General features: G+C 65.3%; 17 protein-coding genes. 11 read left to right on the forward strand and 6 right to left on the reverse strand.

Annotated elements, in window-relative coordinates:
* The first annotated feature begins 5 nt into the window (after nucleotides 1-5).
* The 6 genes from hemL (at nucleotide 6) to lnt (ending at nucleotide 6110) form a co-directional block, all read left to right on the forward strand.
* On the forward strand, nucleotides 6-1289 hold the full coding sequence (gene hemL, locus HU735_RS12780) for a glutamate-1-semialdehyde 2,1-aminomutase (protein WP_186713807.1): 1284 nt from the start codon (nucleotides 6-8) through the stop codon (nucleotides 1287-1289).
* 239 nt (nucleotides 1290-1528) lie between these two features.
* Nucleotides 1529-2074 carry a tetratricopeptide repeat protein gene (locus tag HU735_RS12785; protein WP_186713808.1) on the forward strand — a complete coding sequence of 182 codons (546 nt, stop codon included), beginning with the start codon at nucleotides 1529-1531 and terminating at the stop codon, nucleotides 2072-2074.
* 179 nt (nucleotides 2075-2253) lie between these two features.
* The gene (locus HU735_RS12790) at nucleotides 2254-3252 is read left to right on the forward strand and encodes a PhoH family protein (protein WP_186713809.1); all 999 of its coding nucleotides are present in this window, start codon (nucleotides 2254-2256) and stop codon (nucleotides 3250-3252) included.
* The gene (ybeY, locus tag HU735_RS12795; protein WP_186713810.1) at nucleotides 3245-3718 is read left to right on the forward strand and encodes an rRNA maturation RNase YbeY; all 474 of its coding nucleotides are present in this window, start codon (nucleotides 3245-3247) and stop codon (nucleotides 3716-3718) included. The genes HU735_RS12790 and ybeY overlap by 8 nt, the downstream gene beginning before the upstream one ends.
* 26 nt (nucleotides 3719-3744) lie before the next feature.
* Entirely contained in the window at nucleotides 3745-4584 is an 840-nt protein-coding gene (locus HU735_RS12800) for an HlyC/CorC family transporter (protein WP_050707049.1), read from the forward strand.
* An 8-nt stretch (nucleotides 4585-4592) separates the two neighbouring features.
* On the forward strand, nucleotides 4593-6110 hold the full coding sequence (gene lnt / locus HU735_RS12805) for an apolipoprotein N-acyltransferase (protein ID WP_186713811.1): 1518 nt from the start codon (nucleotides 4593-4595) through the stop codon (nucleotides 6108-6110).
* Between the two features lie 156 nt (nucleotides 6111-6266).
* Here the strand turns inward: lnt and HU735_RS12810 are convergent, their stop codons facing one another.
* Together HU735_RS12810 and HU735_RS12815 are read right to left on the reverse strand one after the other, a co-directional pair.
* Nucleotides 6267-7028 (reverse strand): YdcF family protein, encoded by a 762-nt coding sequence (locus tag HU735_RS12810; protein ID WP_186713812.1) that lies wholly within the window; start codon nucleotides 7026-7028, stop codon nucleotides 6267-6269.
* Nucleotides 7029-7154: 126 nt separating this feature from the next.
* On the reverse strand, nucleotides 7155-7469 hold the full coding sequence (locus tag HU735_RS12815; RefSeq protein ID WP_110737917.1) for a hypothetical protein: 315 nt from the start codon (nucleotides 7467-7469) through the stop codon (nucleotides 7155-7157).
* 240 nt (nucleotides 7470-7709) lie between these two features.
* Here HU735_RS12815 and leuS point away from each other — a divergent pair, with 240 nt between their 5' ends.
* The 5 genes from leuS (at nucleotide 7710) to HU735_RS12840 (ending at nucleotide 13741) form a co-directional block, all read left to right on the forward strand.
* On the forward strand, nucleotides 7710-10316 hold the full coding sequence (leuS, locus tag HU735_RS12820; protein ID WP_186713813.1) for a leucine--tRNA ligase: 2607 nt from the start codon (nucleotides 7710-7712) through the stop codon (nucleotides 10314-10316).
* 62 nt (nucleotides 10317-10378) lie between these two features.
* Nucleotides 10379-10984, forward strand: a complete 606-nt coding sequence (gene lptE / locus HU735_RS12825; RefSeq protein WP_186713814.1) for an LPS assembly lipoprotein LptE — start codon at nucleotides 10379-10381, stop codon at nucleotides 10982-10984.
* A gap of 37 nt (nucleotides 10985-11021) precedes the next feature.
* A complete protein-coding gene (holA, locus tag HU735_RS12830; RefSeq protein ID WP_186713815.1) occupies nucleotides 11022-12059 on the forward strand; it encodes a DNA polymerase III subunit delta in 1038 nt (345 codons plus the stop codon).
* 142 nt (nucleotides 12060-12201) lie between these two features.
* Nucleotides 12202-12366 carry an alternative ribosome rescue factor ArfA gene (arfA, locus tag HU735_RS12835; protein WP_028690395.1) on the forward strand — a complete coding sequence of 55 codons (165 nt, stop codon included), beginning with the start codon at nucleotides 12202-12204 and terminating at the stop codon, nucleotides 12364-12366.
* Between the two features lie 61 nt (nucleotides 12367-12427).
* Nucleotides 12428-13741: a lytic murein transglycosylase gene (locus tag HU735_RS12840; RefSeq protein ID WP_186713816.1), complete on the forward strand. Its 1314-nt coding sequence runs from the start codon at nucleotides 12428-12430 to the stop codon at nucleotides 13739-13741.
* 118 nt (nucleotides 13742-13859) lie between these two features.
* Here the strand turns inward: HU735_RS12840 and HU735_RS12845 are convergent, their stop codons facing one another.
* The 4 genes from HU735_RS12845 to HU735_RS12860 form a co-directional block, all read right to left on the reverse strand.
* Complete coding sequence (locus tag HU735_RS12845) at nucleotides 13860-14798, reverse strand: LD-carboxypeptidase (RefSeq protein WP_186713817.1); 939 nt, start codon at nucleotides 14796-14798, stop codon at nucleotides 13860-13862.
* Nucleotides 14799-14896: 98 nt separating this feature from the next.
* The gene (gene lipA, locus HU735_RS12850; protein WP_028690392.1) at nucleotides 14897-15913 is read right to left on the reverse strand and encodes a lipoyl synthase; all 1017 of its coding nucleotides are present in this window, start codon (nucleotides 15911-15913) and stop codon (nucleotides 14897-14899) included.
* A 2-nt stretch (nucleotides 15914-15915) separates the two neighbouring features.
* A complete protein-coding gene (lipB, locus tag HU735_RS12855; RefSeq protein WP_186713818.1) occupies nucleotides 15916-16563 on the reverse strand; it encodes a lipoyl(octanoyl) transferase LipB in 648 nt (215 codons plus the stop codon).
* Complete coding sequence (locus HU735_RS12860) at nucleotides 16563-16838, reverse strand: DUF493 domain-containing protein (protein ID WP_011535839.1); 276 nt, start codon at nucleotides 16836-16838, stop codon at nucleotides 16563-16565. The genes lipB and HU735_RS12860 overlap by 1 nt, the downstream gene beginning before the upstream one ends.
* Nucleotides 16839-16878: the final 40 nt, after the last annotated feature.

Consider the following 16878-nt stretch of genomic DNA (forward strand, 5'->3'; position numbering starts at 1 on the left):
ACTCCATGTCCCGTTCCGAAGCCCTGTTCGCCCAAGCCCAGAAACACATCCCCGGCGGCGTCAACTCGCCGGTGCGCGCCTTCAAGAGCGTCGGCGGCACCCCGCTGTTCTTCAAGCACGCCGAAGGCGCCTACGTCATCGACGAGGATGACAAGCGCTATGTCGACTATGTCGGCTCCTGGGGGCCGATGATCCTCGGCCACGGCCACCCCGATGTGCTGGATGCCGTGCGCAGGCAGCTCGAGCACGGCCTGTCCTACGGCGCGCCGACCGCCATGGAAACCGAGATGGCCGACCTGGTCTGCTCGATCGTGCCGTCGATGGAGATGGTGCGCATGGTCAGCTCCGGCACCGAGGCGACCATGAGCGCCATTCGCCTGGCCCGTGGCTACACCGGCCGCGACGCCATCATCAAGTTCGAGGGCTGCTACCACGGTCACTCCGACAGCCTGCTGGTCAAGGCCGGCTCCGGCCTGCTGACCCAGGGTGTGCCGAGTTCGGCTGGGGTGCCGGCGGACTTCGCCAAGCACACCCTGACCCTGCCGTTCAACGATATCGCCGCCGTCGAGAAGACCCTGGCCGACGTCGGCCAGACCGTGGCCTGCATCATCGTCGAGCCGGTGGCCGGCAACATGAACTGCGTACCACCGGCGCCGGGCTTCCTCGAAGGCCTGCGTACCCTGTGCGACAAGCATGGCGTGGTGCTGATCTTCGATGAAGTAATGACCGGTTTCCGTGTGTCGCTGGGCGGCGCCCAGGGCCACTACGGCATCACCCCGGACCTGTCGACCTTCGGCAAGATCGTCGGCGGCGGCATGCCGGTCGGCTGCTTCGGCGGCAAGCGCGAGATCATGGGCTGCATCGCCCCGCTGGGCCCGGTCTACCAGGCCGGCACCCTGTCGGGCAACCCGCTGGCCATGGCCGCGGGCCTGACCACCCTGAAGCTGATCAGCCGCCCGGGCTTCCATGACGAGCTGAGCGCCTTCACCAGCCGTATGCTCGATGGCCTGCAACAGCGCGCCGATGCCGCCGGCATCCCGTTCGTCACCACCCAGGCGGGCGCCATGTTCGGCCTGTACTTCAGCGGCGCCGACGACATCGTCACCTTCGACGACGTGATGGCCAGCGACGCCGAGCGCTTCAAGCGCTTCTTCCACCTGATGCTCGAAGGCGGCGTGTACCTGGCGCCAAGCGCCTTCGAGGCCGGCTTCACCTCCATCGCCCATGGCGACAAGGAGCTGCAGATCACCCTGGATGCGGCCGAGCGAGCGTTCGCCAAAGTGAAGTAAGGGTGTTCCATCGCGGGGCAAGCCCGCTCCCACGCCATAACGACATGCGTGGGAGCGGACTTGCCCCGCAATGGGGCTACCACAGGCGACAAATGAGCAAAGCGTTAACCCCGTCACACCCTTGCACTGCTCAGCGCGTTGTAGAAATCTGAGTAAAACTTTGTAAGGTAGGCGCTGCTTATCCCATAATGTGCCACCAGAGACATTGGCCGTAGCTTTGCAGAGGTAAGTCGATCCCCATGAACCGCACCGGCCGCGCCCTGACCCTGGGCTGCCTGTTGCTTCTTCAGCCTCTGCTGGCCCTGGCGGAGGGCGGTAACTCGTTGCTGATTCCAACGACGGGCCGCTGCACGCTCGATACCGCGCCCGAAGACCTGCAGAACACCCTGAAGGCCTGCGAACAGACGGCGGAGTCCGGGGATGCCGAAGCGCAGTACGAGCTGGGCGAGTTCTACTACAGCGGCACGCCGCGCCATCTCGACAAGGCGCTCAAGTGGTTCGAGAAGGCCTCGCTACAGGGCCAGGGCCAGGCCCAGTACCGCCTCGGTTCTATGTTCTTCCATGGCGAAGGGGTCAAGGCTAACAACGTGCAGGCCTACATCCTGCTCAAGATCGCTGCGGTCAACGGCGCCGAAGACGCCCTGGACATGGCCGACGAAGTCACCGAGCAGATGCCCCGCGACGAGCTCGAGCACGCCACCCAGGTGCTCGGCCAGATCTTCCGCAAGTACCTGCTGGAACTGCAGAACGCCGAAGGTCGCACGCCCTTCTCGCCCCTGCCCTGAGCCGCCCCGGCCCCTGCGCGCTCCACCGGCATCATCGTTTCGTCAACTAGCCCTGCCATGATCGACACGCGGATCGGAAGCGTCGCACCGACCCTTGATCGTTTCAGTGCTTTCGCCACTGCCACTCAAGGGTTATTCTTGAGTTCACATTCATTGCCGTCGAGCGGCTAAAAACGACCTTGAACGCACCCATACAACCCCATCGCTTCATCCTCGAGCCCTTCGAGGCCCATCGTTTCGCCAACCTGTGCGGCCAGTTCGACGAGCACCTGCGCCTGATCGAACAACGCCTGGCCATCGAGATCCGCAACCGCGGCAACCAGTTCGAACTGATTGGCGAACCCAAGACCACCTCCGCCGCCGAACAGTTGCTGCGCCGCCTCTATCGCGAGGCCAAGGCCACCGACCTGTCGCCGGAAACGGTCCATCTCTATCTTCAGGAATCGACGGTCGAGACCCTCGAGAACCCGGCGGTCAACGAAGTCAGCGTCTCGCTGCGCACGCGCAAGGGCAACATCCGTCCGCGCGGCGTCAACCAGCAGCGCTACGTCAAGGAAATCCTGGCCAACGACATCAACTTCGGCATCGGCCCGGCCGGTACCGGCAAGACCTACCTGGCCGTGGCCTGCGCGGTCGATGCGCTGGAGCGCGAACAGGTGCGCCGCATCCTGCTGGTGCGCCCGGCGGTCGAGGCCGGCGAAAAGCTTGGCTTCCTGCCCGGCGACCTGGCCCAGAAGATCGACCCGTACCTGCGCCCGCTCTACGACGCGCTCTACGAGATGCTCGGCTTCGAGCACGTGGCCAAGCTCATCGAGCGTCAGGTGATCGAGATCGCGCCGCTGGCCTACATGCGCGGCCGCACCCTGAACAACAGCTTCATCATCCTCGACGAAAGCCAGAACACCACCCTCGAGCAGATGAAGATGTTCCTTACCCGCATCGGCTTCGGCTCGACCGCGGTGATCACCGGCGACATCACCCAGGTCGACCTGCCGCGCGGCACCAAATCGGGGCTGGCCCATGTGATCGAGGTGCTCAGGGACGTCCCGGGCATCAGCTTCACCCATTTCCAGCCCAAGGATGTGGTGCGCCACCCGCTGGTGCAGCGCATCGTCGAAGCCTACGACCGCTTCGACGCCCGTCAGGCCAAGCCCGAGGCACCCGGCAAAGATGCTTGAACTCGACCTGCAACGGGCCACGGACGCCGCTGCCCCCGATGACGCCGCCTTCCGCCGCTGGTGCGAGCTGGCCCTGCGCCAGCGCACTGCCGACTCGGAAATGACCATTCGCCTGGTCGACGAAGCCGAAGGCCGCGAACTGAACCACACCTACCGGCACAAGGACTACGCCACCAACGTGCTGTCCTTCCCCGCCGACGTGCCCGACGACCTGCTCGACATTCCGCTGCTGGGCGACCTCGTGATCTGCGTGCCGGTGGTCGAGCGCGAGGCCGCCGAACAGGGCAAGGCCCTCGAGGCGCACTGGGCGCACCTGGTCATCCACGGCTGCCTGCACCTGCTCGGCTACGACCACATCGAGGACGATGAAGCCGAGGAGATGGAAGCGCTGGAACGAGAATTGCTGGCGGAACTGGGTCATCCGGACCCGTACGCCGACGACGAAACCGATTCAATCACACACTGACACTGCAAGGATCACGAGTAACCGCCATGAGCGAAGATCGATCGAGCAACGGGCAAAAGTCCTGGCTGGGTAAGCTGACCCAGGCTTTTGCCCATGAGCCGAAAAACCGCCAGGAGCTCCTCGAGCTGCTGCGCGAAGCCCATCAGAACAAGCTGCTCGACAGCGAAGCGCTGACCATCGTCGAAGGCGCCATCCAGGTCGCCGACCTGCAGGTGCGCGATATCATGGTGCCGCGCTCGCAGATGATCAGCATCAAGGCCAGCCAGTCGCCACGCGAGTTCCTGCCAGCGGTGATCGACGCCGCGCACTCGCGCTACCCGGTGATCGGCGAGAGCCACGACGATGTGCTCGGCATCCTGCTCGCCAAGGACCTGCTGCCGCTGATCCTCAAGGAGAACGGCGACAGCTTCAACATCAAGGACCTGCTGCGCCCGGCCACCTTCGTGCCCGAGTCCAAGCGCCTGAACGTGCTGCTGCGCGAGTTCCGCGCCAACCACAACCACATGGCCATCGTCATCGACGAGTACGGCGGCGTGGCGGGCCTGGTGACCATCGAGGACGTGCTCGAGCAGATCGTCGGCGATATCGAGGACGAGCACGATGTCGAGGAAGACAGCTACATCAAGCCGCTGCCCAGCGGCGACTTCCTGGTCAAGGCATTGACCCCGATCGAGAACTTCAACGGGTTCTTCGACAGCGAATTCTCCGATGACGAATTCGACACCGTCGGCGGCCTGGTGATGAGCGCCTTCGGCCACCTGCCCAAGCGCAACGAAACCACCGAGATCGGCGGTTACCGCTTCCGTATTCTCAACGCCGACAGCCGGCGGATACACTTGCTGCGCCTGACCCCGATCAACCGTTAAGGACGAAAATGCGCTGGATCACCCGCCCCGGCTGGCCCGGTAACCTGCTGGCCATGGCGGTCGGCGCTTCCACCCTCCTGGCCCTGGCGCCGTTCGACGTCTGGCCGCTGGCCATCCTGTCCATCGCCCTGTTCTACGCCGGCCTGCGCGAACTGACGCCGCGCCAGGCCCTGGGCCGTGGCTGGTGCTTCGGCTTCGGCCTCTACGGCGCCGGCACCTGGTGGATCTACGTCAGCATGAACACCTACGGCGGCGCCTCGCCGCTGCTGGCGATCGCCCTGCTGCTGACGTTCTTCGCCTGCCTGGCGTTCTTCTTCGCCTTGCCCGCCTGGCTGTGGGCGCGCTGGCTGCGCCGCGACGAAGCGCCACTGGCCGATGCCCTGTGCTTCGCCGCCCTGTGGTTGCTGCAGGAGGCCTTCCGCGGCTGGTTCCTCACCGGCTTCCCCTGGCTCTACGCCGGCTACAGCCAACTCGACGGCCCGCTCGCCGGTCTCGCCCCGCTGGGCGGCGTCTGGCTGGTGTCCTTCGTCCTGGCCTTGAGCGCCGCCTTGCTGTGCAACCTGTACCGCCTGCGTGAGCGTCGCTCGTTCCTGGCCGTCGGCGCGGTGTTGCTGGTGGCGCCGTGGATCCTCGGCATGGCTCTCAAGGACCACGCCTGGACCAAGCCGGCGGGCGATCCACTGAAGGTCGCCGCCCTGCAGGGCAACGTCGAGCAGGACCTGAAATGGGACCCGGCGCACGTCAATGCACAACTGGCGCTGTACCGCGACATGAGCTTCAGCTCGAAACCCGTCGACCTGCTGATCTGGCCGGAAACCGCCGTGCCGGTGCTCAAGGACCAGGCCCAGGGCTACATCGACATGATGGGCACCTTTGCCGCTGAACGGCATTCGGCGCTGATCACCGGGGTGCCGGTGCGGCAGATGGTTCACCACCAACGCCGCTACTACAACGGCATCACCGTGGCTGGCGAAGGCGACGGCACCTACCTAAAGCAGAAGCTGGTGCCGTTCGGCGAGTACGTGCCGCTGCAGGACATGCTGCGCGGCCTGATCGAGTTCTTCAATTTACCGATGTCGGACTTCGCCCGCGGCCCCGAAGACCAGCCACTGCTGCAGGCCAAGGGCTATCAGGTAGCCCCGTACATCTGCTACGAAGTGGTCTATCCCGAGTTCGCCGCAAGCCTTGCCGCGCGCAGCGACCTGCTGCTGACCATCAGCAACGACACCTGGTTCGGCACCTCGATCGGCCCGCTGCAGCACCTGCAGATGGCCCAGATGCGTGCGCTGGAGGCTGGCCGCTGGATGATCCGCGCCACCAACAACGGCGTGACGGCGCTGATCGATCCGTTCGGCAGGATCACCGCGCAGATTCCGCAGTTCCAGCGGGCCGTGCTGTACGGCGAGGTGGTGCCGATGCAGCAGCTGACGCCTTACCTGCAATGGCGCTCGTGGCCGCTGGCAATTATCTGCGCGCTGTTGCTGGGCTGGGCGCTGCTGGCCGGGCGGATCGCCAAGACCGTCTGACCGACGACGCCCCACCTGTAGGAGCGGCCTTGTGCCGCGAAAGGGCTGCGAAGCAGCCCCGGGGTCTTGGCGTACATGCACAGATCGCGGGGCCGCCTTGCGGCCCTTTCGCGGCACGAGGCCGCTCCTACAGGCGGGGGCCGTGTGCGCTTGGCATCAGTAGAACAACCGATACCCCAGCAACCCCACCGCCTCGTTCAGCAGCTGTCCGCTCTGCCACATGGCCCGGCTTTCCGGCAGCAACCCCGCAAACGGCCGCGCATGATCACGTCCAAGGAAGCCCACCGGCGCCGGCACCACCTCGAACCCGGCCTGCTCGAAGCTCCAGCGCGAACGCTGCATGTGCCAGGCCTGGGTCACCACCACCACACGCCGGATGCCCAGCGGCTGCAGTACCTTGGCGCTGAACTCGGCGTTTTCCCAGGTGGTACGGCTGGTTTCCTCCTTCCAGGTGACCTTCACCCCGAAATCGGCCTGCAGGCGATCGGCCATCAGCTGAGCCTCGCTGGGCGGGGTGCCGTAGTGCAGACCGCCGCTGGTCAGCACCGGCAACCCCGAGGCCTTGGCCAGCTGAGCAGCATAGCGCATGCGCTCCAACGCCACGTAGGTCGGCTGATCGGTGCCAGCCCACGCCGGATCACCGCGCTCGCGCCCGGCCCCCAGGACCACGATGGCATCGGCCCTGGCCGCCAGGCCGGACCTTTCATCGGCCATCAACGCAGGCTCTGTTTCAAGGACCCGGGCAACCTGCTCGACGGTCAGCGGCAGGCTCATCAGCCACAAGCCACCCAAGCCAAGGGCAAAGCAGGCCGCCGCCAGCCGCGGGCGGCGACGGCGCCACCACCAGGCGACCAGCAGCAGCAGGAACAGGATGCCGGGCGGCATCAGCCATTGTTTGATGAAAAAGCGCAGCGGCATCACACACCTCCATGGAAGGCGTGCAGCCTAAGAGGATCGGCACCGGGCCTCAAGGGCAACCGGCGCCGATCGATGCGTGCATTGCGAAAAACCGGCGCGTCGGTCCGCGCCTGCAACCCTGAACGGCTATCGGGACGGCAACGTCCTGGAGCTGGCTGGGGCGCCGGAGCGCTTGCGGTCCTTGAGCCAGACGATCCTGGCCGAGGACGGCTCCGGTTGCGGGTAGGCACCGGCACTGGCAAAACGGCCCTCCGGAAGGGATTCCAGGTAGGCCTTGATGACCTCGAACTCGGCATGGCTCAGGCCACGCAACTCCAGTTCGGCAGGCATCTCGTCGCGCAATCGCACCGAGGTCCGGGCTACTTCCAGTGCCAGGCCCAGGCGGTCGATCAGGCGTTCGTATAGCTCCGGCTTGTTTGCGGTTAGTTGCGACTCTCCCATCCGTTCACCTCATTGAAGGTAAGAAAATCTCCCCCCACAGATGAGCTTAGCGTCACTCGCAAAAGCGGCCGGGCGCCGCGACCAACGGCCCGCGCGACGGGCGATGCAATCAGGGTTTCCCACGACGCGCGGCGCTCATGTATGCTACGGCGTTCACTCTCATAAGATCCCGGAGTGCCGGACGCAGCGAGGTCGAGCTGCCTGGAACATGTCTCTTATTCCTTTCAATACAAAGTAGCCATGCACGAACAATACACGCCCCGTGATGTAGAAGCCGCCGCCCAGAATGCCTGGGACGAGCAACAATCGTTCGCTGTCACCGAACAGCCAGGCAAAGATACGTACTACTGCCTATCGATGTTCCCGTACCCGAGCGGCAAGCTACACATGGGCCACGTGCGCAACTACACCATCGGTGACGTGATCGCCCGCTACCAGCGCATGCTGGGCAAGAACGTCCTGCAACCGATGGGCTGGGACGCCTTCGGCATGCCGGCGGAAAACGCCGCGATGAAGAACAACGTCGCCCCGGCCAAGTGGACCTACGAGAACATCGACTACATGAAGACCCAGCTCAAGAGCCTGGGTCTGGCCATCGACTGGTCGCGTGAAGTCACCACCTGCAAGCCGGACTACTACCGCTGGGAGCAGTGGCTGTTCACCCGCCTGTTCGAGAAAGGCATCATCTACCGCAAGAACGGCACCGTGAACTGGGACCCGGCGGACCAGACCGTACTGGCCAACGAGCAGGTCATCGATGGCCGTGGCTGGCGCTCGGGCGCGCTGATCGAGAAGCGCGAGATCCCGATGTACTACTTCCGCATCACCGACTACGCCGACGAGCTGCTGGAAAGCCTCGACGAGCTGCCGGGCTGGCCCGAGCAGGTCAAGACCATGCAGCGCAACTGGATCGGCAAGTCCCGCGGCATGGAAGTGCAGTTCCCCTACGACCAGGCCAGCATCGGTCACCCGGGCACCCTGAAAGTCTTCACCACCCGTCCGGACACCCTGATGGGCGCGACCTACGTCGCCGTCGCCGCCGAGCACCCATTGGCCACCCAGGCCGCCCAGGGCAACCCGGCGTTGCAGGCGTTCATCGACGAGTGCAAGAGCGGCAGCGTCGCCGAGGCCGACATGGCCACGCAGGAGAAGAAGGGCATGGCCACTTCCCTGTGCGTCGAGCACCCGCTGACCGGCGAGAAGCTGCCGGTATGGGTCGCCAACTACGTGCTGATGCACTACGGCGATGGCGCCGTGATGGCCGTGCCGGCCCATGACGAGCGCGACTTCGAGTTCGCCCACAAGTACAACCTGCCGGTCAAGGCGGTGGTGCGCACCAGCGTCGGCGAAGAAGTGGGCAACGAGTGGCTGGCCGCCTACGGCGAGCACGGCCAGCTGATCAACTCCGGCGAGTTCGACGGCCTGGACTTCCAGGGCGCCTTCGACGCCATCGAAGCCGCACTGATCCGCAAGGACCTGGGCAAATCCCGCACCCAGTTCCGCCTGCGCGACTGGGGCATCAGCCGCCAGCGCTACTGGGGCTGCCCGATCCCGATCATCCACTGCCCGTCCTGCGGCGACGTGCCGGTGCCGGAAGACCAACTGCCGGTCACCCTGCCGGAGAACGTGGTGCCGGACGGCGCCGGTTCGCCACTGGCGCGCATGCCCGAGTTCTATGAGTGCACCTGCCCGAAATGCGGCACTGCGGCCAAGCGCGAAACCGACACCATGGACACCTTCGTCGAGTCGTCCTGGTACTTCGCCCGCTATGCCTCGCCGAACTACGACAAGGGCCTGGTCGATCCGAAAGCCGCCAACCACTGGCTGCCGGTGGACCAGTACATCGGCGGTATCGAACACGCGATCCTGCACCTGCTGTACGCGCGCTTCTTCCACAAGCTGATGCGCGACGAAGGCCTGGTGACCTCCAACGAGCCGTTCAAGAACCTGCTGACCCAGGGCATGGTCGTCGCCGAAACCTACTACCGTGTCGCCAGCAATGGCGGCAAGGACTGGTTCAACCCGGCCGATGTCGAAATCGAGCGTGACGCCAAGGCCAAGATCATTGGCGCGCGCCTGAAGACCGACGGCCTGCCGGTGGAAATCGGCGGCACCGAGAAGATGTCGAAGTCGAAGAACAACGGCGTCGACCCGCAGTCGATGATCGAAGCCTACGGCGCCGACACCTGCCGCCTGTTCATGATGTTCGCCTCGCCACCCGACATGAGCCTGGAATGGTCCGACTCCGGCGTCGAGGGTGCCAGCCGCTTCCTGCGCCGTGTCTGGCGCCTGGCCCAGGCCCATGTGGCCCAAGGCCTGCCGGGCCAGCTGGACATCGCCGCCCTGAGCGACGAGCAGAAGGTCATCCGCCGCGCCATCCATGCCGCCATCAAGCAGGCCAGCACTGACGTGGGCCAGTACCACAAGTTCAACACCGCCATCGCCCAGGTGATGACCGTGATGAACGTGCTGGAAAAGGCACCACAGGCCACCGCCCAGGACCGCGCCCTGCTGCAGGAAGGCCTCGAGGCCGTCACCCTGCTGCTGGCACCGATCACCCCGCACATCTCCCACGTACTGTGGAAGGCGCTGGGCCATGATCAGGCGGCGATCGACGCGGCCTGGCCGACGGTCGACGAAAGCGCCCTGGTGCAGGACACCGTGACCCTGGTGGTTCAGGTCAACGGCAAGCTGCGTGGCCAGGTCGAAATGCCGGCTGCCGCCAGCCGCGAGGATATCGAAGCCGCCGCCCGCAACAACGAGAACGTCCTGCGCTTCATCGACGGCCTGACCATCCGCAAGGTCATCGTCGTACCGGGCAAACTGGTCAACATCGTCGCCAACTGATGGCAACGCCCGCCTGCACACCCTGCAGGCGGGCGTAATCGGTCCACGAGGGAGCAACACACATGATCAAACGCAATCTGCTGGTAATGGGCCTGGCTGTCCTGCTCAGCGCCTGCGGTTTCCAGCTGCGCGGCACCGGCACCAACGAGCTGAGCATCAAGGAGCTGGATCTCAGCGCCCGCAACCAGTACGGCCCGACAGTCCTGCAACTGCGCCGCTCCCTGGAAAGCAGCGGGGTCAAGGTCTACTCCAGCGCGCCGTACAAACTGGTGCTGACCAACGAGCAGGAAACCCAGCGCGCTGCTACCTACAGCGGTGGCAACCGCTCGGCCGAGTACGAACTGACTACCGTGCTGAACTATGCGGTTGAAGGCCAGAACGACACCATCCTTCTGGAAGACAAGCTGCAAGTGCAGAAGTATTACGTGTACAACGGCAACAACATCAATGGTTCGGGCCAGGAAGCCCTTCAGGTCCGTGAGGAGATCCGCCGTGACCTGGTACAAGGCATGATGGTCCGCCTCCAGCAACTGACCCCGGCACACCTCGACGACCTGCAGCGCAAGGCCAACGAGCGCGCCGAAGCCGAAGCCCGGGCCATGCAGGAAGCCCAGCGCATCCAGGACGAGACGCCCCAGCAATCGCCGCTGGAAGTCCCGGCTCCCTGAGCCTGAACGGGGCACTTGAAGTGCCCCGCCTCTCCCCATGAAGCTCGCTCCCGCCCAACTCAACAAGCACCTGCAAGGCCAGCTGGCGCCCGTCTACATCGTCAGCGGCGACGACCCGCTGCTGTGCCAGGAGGCCGCCGATGCCATCCGTGGCGCTGCTCGCCAGCAAGGCTACGACGAACGCCAGGTGTTCAGCGCCGATGCCAACTTCGACTGGGGCAACCTGCTGCTGGCCGGTGCCAGCCTGTCGCTGTTCGCCCAGCGCCGCCTGCTGGAACTGCGCCTGCCCTCGGGCAAACCCGGTGACAAGGGCGCCGCCGCGCTGATGGAATACTGCGCCAACCCGGCCGAGGACACGCTGCTGCTGATCAGCCTGCCCAAGCTCGATGGCAGCGCGCAGAAGACCAAGTGGGGCAAGGCCCTGATCGAAGGCGCGCACTGCCAGTTCATCCAGATCTGGCCGGTGGACGCCCAGCAGTTGCCGCAGTGGATCAACCAGCGCCTGTCCCAGGCCGGCCTGTCGGCCCAGCGCGACGCCATCGACCTGATCGCCGCCCGGGTCGAGGGCAACCTGCTGGCCGCCGCCCAGGAAATCGAGAAGCTCAAACTGCTGGCCGAGGGCAACCAGATCACCGTCGAGACCGTCCAGGCCGCTGTCGCTGACAGCGCCCGCTTCGATGTCTTCGGCCTGGTGGACGCCATTCTCAATGGCGAGGCGGCCCACGCCCTGCGCATGCTCGAAGGACTGCGCGGCGAAGGCGTCGAACCACCGGTGATTCTCTGGGCCCTGGCCCGCGAGCTGCGCCTGCTGGCGGGGCTTGCACAGCAGTTCAGCCAGGGTGTGCCACTGGACAAGGCATTCAGTCAGGCACGGCCGCCTGTCTGGGACAAGCGCCGCCCGTTGGTGAGCAAGGCCTTGCAGCGCCTCTCTGCGCAGCGCTGGGCCATGCTGCTGCAGGATGCCCAGCGTGTCGATGCGCAGATCAAGGGGCAGGCCGAGGGCTCGCCCTGGACCAGCCTGGCGCGCTTGTCGCTGCTGATGGCCGGACAGCGATTGGCACTGCCTGCCGAGTAAAACCCATCGCGGGGCTCCCAAAGGCACTGTGGGAGCGGGCTTGACCCGCGATGAGGCCCGCCACCATAAACACAATCAATTGGCTCACGCAGCGCTACAGGCCTAAAGTGCGCCCGCCATCCACCCAGACCGGGAATCCACCATGAGCAAAAAGCCGAAAAAGCACGGCCCCAACAAGGCCAAATCCATCGTCGCCCAACCGCTGTTCCGCTGCCGCCAGGAACGACCGGAAAAAGGCAAAGGCAGCTACCGACGCGAAGCCTTCCAATCGAGAGATTGGGAGGCTTCCTGCTTTATGGCGGCATGAAAGGCATGAAATGCGCAGGCATGGTATGGTCGGCACCTGACCTGCAATTCTGGATCTGTGCATGCCCTCTCGTCTCACTCTCCGCTGGCAACCCCGCCAGCTGATCGCGGCCACAAGCTTCATCCTGCTCGTCGCCTGCGCCGAGAAACCCACCGCCGCCGACGCCCTGCCGCTGGCGCCCGCCCAGCCCGCCCCCGTCGTCACCCTGCCCGGCACCGCGCCCGCGGCCAACGGTGAAATCCAGCCCCTGCAGACCTTCGCCCAATGGCAGGCCGGCTTCCGCCAGCAAGCCCTGCAAGCCGGTATCAGTGCCAGCCTGTTCGACCGCGCCTTCCTTGGCGTCACCCCGGACATGGACGTGATCAAGGCCGACCGCAGCCAGCCCGAGTTCACCCGCCCGGTGTGGGAGTACCTGGACGGCGCCCTGTCGCCGCTACGCGTGCGCAACGGCAAGAAACTGCTCGAGCAGAACGCCGATCTGCTGACCCGCATCGAACAGCGCTACGGTGTCGATCGCCAGGTTCTGGTCTCGGTATGGGGCATGGAAAGCAACTTCGGCCAATTCCAGGGCAGCAAGTCGGTGATCCGCTCGCTGGCCACCCTGGCCTATGAGGGCCGCCGTCCGCAGTTCGCCCAGGACCAGCTGATCGCCGCCCTGCAGATCCTGCAGAACGGCGATATCCAGCCCGATGCGATGCGCGGCTCCTGGGCCGGCGCCATGGGCCAAACCCAGTTCATCCCGACCACTTACCTGACCCACGCCGTGGACTTCGACAGTGACGGCCGCCGCGACATCTGGAACAGCACCGCCGACGCCCTGGCGTCCACCGCGCACTACCTGCAGGCGTCCGGCTGGAAACGTGGCCAGCCCTGGGGCTTCGAGGTGCAGGTGCCCGCCGGCTTCGACTACTGGCTGGCCGATGGCAGCCAGCGCAAGAGCGTCAGCGAGTGGCTGCAGCTTGGCGTGAAACTGCCGGCCGGCACCACGCTGCCAACCGGCAGCAGCCAGCTGTCCGCCGCCCTGCTGCTGCCTGCGGGCGCCAAGGGGCCAGCGTTCCTGGTGCTGGACAACTTCCGCGCCATCCTCAAGTACAACAACTCGTCGTCCTACGCGCTGGCGGTGAGCCTGCTGGGGGATCGTTTCTCCGGATGGGGGTTCATTGCCGGCAGCTGGCCGAAAGAGGACCTGCCGCTGAGCCGCAGCGAGCGGATCGAGTTGCAGACCTTGCTCAATGCCAACGGGCATGAAGCAGGCAATCCGGATGGGATCATCGGCGCCAATACCCGCAAGGCGATCCGCAATGCGCAGCAGGCGCAGGGCTGGCCGGCGGATGGCTATCCGACGCACAAGCTGCTCGATAGCCTGCGTCGCTAGAGAACGCAGGGGGCGCTTCGCGCCCTTTTCGCGGCACAAGGCCGCTCCTACAGGAGATTGCGATCCCCTGTAGGAGCGGCCTTGTGCCGCGAGAGGCTGCAAAGCAGCCCCGGCGATCTCAAACCCTGAACAGATCCTGCAGTAACACCAGACTCTGCTCTTCAGCATCCAGTCGTACGCTTGCCCCCAACGGCAGGCACACATTCGGATCACAATGCCCGCTGCGCCACCCGGCCAGCACCGGCACCCCGAGCGGGCCGAAGATATCCAGCAGCAGCGGCGTCATCGCCGCCACCGTGATCCCGGCAAAGTCCCCCACCAGCACCCCTCGCACCCCTTCCAGCTTGCCGGCCAGGCGCAACTGGGTCAGCAGCCGGTCGACACGGTAGAGCGGCTCGTTGACGTCCTCGATGAACAGGATGCTGTCCTGGGTGTCGACTTCCGCCAGCGTCCCCAGCGTGGCGCCGAGCAGCGACAGGTTGCCACCTACCAGACGCCCACTGGCAGCCCCAGGCACCACGCTGGTGAGCGCAAACGCTGCAGGATGCTCAATCGCATCACCCGCCCCCAGCCGCCCCCGCAACTGCCCGAACAGTGAGCTGACGGTGGGCTCGAGCTTGCCCCCCAGCAGGTCGGCATTGAGCATCCCGCCATGGAAGGCCAGCATCCCGGCATGTCGGTTGAGCGCCGAATGCAGGGCGGTAATGTCGCTGTAGCCTACCAGCGGCTTGGGATGGCGACGGATCAGTTCGAAGTCGATTTGGTCCAGCAGGCGCATGCTGCCGTAACCGCCGCGCATGCACAGGATGGCGTCGATGTCCGGGGCGCTGAATGCATCGTGCAGATCGCGCAGGCGCTGCTCGTCGCTACCGGCAAGGTAACCATCCGCCTGCAGCACCCCAGGGTAGATGCGGCACTGCTGGCCGCGGTCTTCGAACCACTGACGGGCCTTGTCGGTATCCAGCCGCGCCGGCCCAGCCGGGGCAACGATGGCGAAACGAGCGTTGTCAGGCAGGGCCCTGGGCAACAGGTACTCGGCAGTTTCCAGGCAATTCATCGCGCCACTCCTTGCAGCTTGTCGCTTGAAACTTGTAGCTCAAAAAAAAGCCGATGCCGCCTTCCGGCGCGCATCGGCATGTCCCGCTCAAGCCCGGTTCAGAGCTTGATCTTGGCTTCGTGAGCCTGCTGGTCGGCGTGGTACGACGAACGCACCAACGGGCCGGAGGCGACGTTCTTGAAGCCCATCTTGTAACCTTCCTCGGCGAACCAGGCGAAGGTGTCCGGGTGCACGAAGCGCTGTACCGGCAGGTGGTTGCGCGACGGCTGCAGGTACTGGCCGAGGGTCAGCATGTCGATGTCGTGCTCGCGCATGCGGTGCATGACCTCGATCACCTCGTCGTCGGTCTCGCCCAGGCCCAGCATCAGGCCGGACTTGGTCGGCACATGAGGGACCATCTGCTTGAACTTCTGCAGCAGGTCCAGCGACCAGTCGTAGTCTGAACCCGGACGCGCGGCCTTGTACAGGCGCGGCACGGTCTCGAGGTTGTGGTTGAACACGTCCGGCGGGGTCTGCGCGGTGATTTCCAGCGCCACGTCCATGCGCCCGCGGTAGTCCGGCACCAGGGTCTCCAGCTGGACACCCGGCGACAGCGCGCGGATTTCGCGGATGCAGTCGGCGAAGTGCTGGGCACCGCCGTCACGCAGGTCGTCGCGGTCCACCGAGGTGATCACCACGTACTTCAGGCGCAGGTCGGCGATGGCGATGGCCAGGTTCTTCGGCTCGTCCAGGTCCAGTGGCTTCGGACGACCGTGGCCGACGTCGCAGAACGGGCAGCGACGGGTGCAGATGTCGCCCATGATCATGAAGGTCGCGGTGCCGCCGGAGAAGCACTCGCCCAGGTTCGGGCAGGAGGCCTCTTCGCACACGCTGTGCAGCTTGTGCTTGCGCAGCAGTTGCTTGATGCGGTCGACCTCCGGCGAAACCGGGATGCGCACGCGAATCCAGTCTGGCTTTTTCGGCAGCTCTTCGGTGGGGATGATCTTCACCGGGATGCGCGCCACCTTCTCGGCGCCGCGCAGCTTCACGCCGGCCTCGACTTTCTTCGGCGCAGGGCGCGGGGTCACGTCTTGCGTGGGGATCAGGTTCGGCACGGCTTCTTGCACAGTTGTCATAATCAGTCGATTCCGCCCGTGAGGGTCGTCTGCTCAGCATAGTCGAGGTGCCTGACCAGCTGTCCACGCAGCCTTGTCCTGACCTCGTCAAGTTCGATCGGACCTGCCAGGTCGCGCAGCTGGGTCATGGCCAGCCCCGCATACCCACAGGGGTTGATTCGGCGGAATGGCGCAAGGTCCATGTCCACGTTCAGGGCAAGGCCGTGGAAGGAACGACCGTTGCGGATTCGAAGGCCAAGGGACGCGATCTTCGCGCCATCGACGTAGACGCCCGGGGCATCGGGCTTGGCCACCGCCTGCACGCCGTAGCTGGCGAGCAGGTCGATGAGCGTCTGCTCGATGCGGCTGACCAGCTCGCGCACGCCCATGCTCAGGCGCCGCACATCCAGCAGCAGGTAGGCCACCAGTTGGCCGGGGCCGTGGTAGGTGACCTGGCCACCGCGATCGGTCTGCACCACCGGAATCTCCCCCGGGATCAGCAGGTGCTCGGCCTTGCCGGCCTGGCCCTGGGTGAAAACCGGCGGGTGCTCGACCAGCCAGACTTCGTCCTGGCTGTCCGGGCTGCGTTGCTCGGTAAAGCGACGCATGGCCTCCAGCACCGGCTCATAGGGCTGCAGGCCAAGATCGCGAATACCGAGCACGCCGGACATCACAGCACCATTTTCACGATGCCGGTGGCACGCAGGGCACTGTTGATGTCGTGCAGCTGGTTCTCGCTCTCGGCAACGATATGCAGTTGCACCGTGGTGTACTTGCCTTCCTTGCTCTGGCGCTCGGCCAGGGTCGACAGGTCGACCTTGGCGTGCTTGCTGAGGATCTCGATCACGGTGTCGCGGAAACCGACAACGGTGTCGCCGATCACCTTGATCGGGTAATCCTCGCAGGGGAATTCGATCTTGTGCGACTTGACGTCTTCTTCGCTCATGGCGGAAACGGCCTCGTAAGCCGTGGCAGCAACATCGCCC

It is taken from the genome of Pseudomonas sp. BW16M2, assembly GCF_014268865.1.
Lineage (GTDB): Bacteria > Pseudomonadota > Gammaproteobacteria > Pseudomonadales > Pseudomonadaceae > Aquipseudomonas > Aquipseudomonas peradeniyensis.

Coding starts and splice junctions, on each gene's coding strand:
- HU735_RS12785 (WP_186713808.1), top strand. CDS start 1,529: ATGAACCGCACCGGCCGCGCCCTGACCCTGGGCTGCCTGTTGCTTCTT.
- HU735_RS12840 (WP_186713816.1), top strand. CDS start 12,428: ATGCCCTCTCGTCTCACTCTCCGCTGGCAACCCCGCCAGCTGATCGCG.
- leuS (WP_186713813.1), top strand. CDS start 7,710: ATGCACGAACAATACACGCCCCGTGATGTAGAAGCCGCCGCCCAGAAT.
- HU735_RS12845 (WP_186713817.1), bottom strand. CDS start 14,798: ATGAATTGCCTGGAAACTGCCGAGTACCTGTTGCCCAGGGCCCTGCCT.
- HU735_RS12860 (WP_011535839.1), bottom strand. CDS start 16,838: ATGAGCGAAGAAGACGTCAAGTCGCACAAGATCGAATTCCCCTGCGAG.
- arfA (WP_028690395.1), top strand. CDS start 12,202: ATGAGCAAAAAGCCGAAAAAGCACGGCCCCAACAAGGCCAAATCCATC.
- lipA (WP_028690392.1), bottom strand. CDS start 15,913: ATGACAACTGTGCAAGAAGCCGTGCCGAACCTGATCCCCACGCAAGAC.
- HU735_RS12810 (WP_186713812.1), bottom strand. CDS start 7,028: ATGCCGCTGCGCTTTTTCATCAAACAATGGCTGATGCCGCCCGGCATC.
- lipB (WP_186713818.1), bottom strand. CDS start 16,563: ATGTCCGGCGTGCTCGGTATTCGCGATCTTGGCCTGCAGCCCTATGAG.
- lptE (WP_186713814.1), top strand. CDS start 10,379: ATGATCAAACGCAATCTGCTGGTAATGGGCCTGGCTGTCCTGCTCAGC.
- HU735_RS12815 (WP_110737917.1), bottom strand. CDS start 7,469: ATGGGAGAGTCGCAACTAACCGCAAACAAGCCGGAGCTATACGAACGC.
- ybeY (WP_186713810.1), top strand. CDS start 3,245: ATGCTTGAACTCGACCTGCAACGGGCCACGGACGCCGCTGCCCCCGAT.
- holA (WP_186713815.1), top strand. CDS start 11,022: ATGAAGCTCGCTCCCGCCCAACTCAACAAGCACCTGCAAGGCCAGCTG.
- hemL (WP_186713807.1), top strand. CDS start 6: ATGTCCCGTTCCGAAGCCCTGTTCGCCCAAGCCCAGAAACACATCCCC.
- HU735_RS12800 (WP_050707049.1), top strand. CDS start 3,745: ATGAGCGAAGATCGATCGAGCAACGGGCAAAAGTCCTGGCTGGGTAAG.
- lnt (WP_186713811.1), top strand. CDS start 4,593: ATGCGCTGGATCACCCGCCCCGGCTGGCCCGGTAACCTGCTGGCCATG.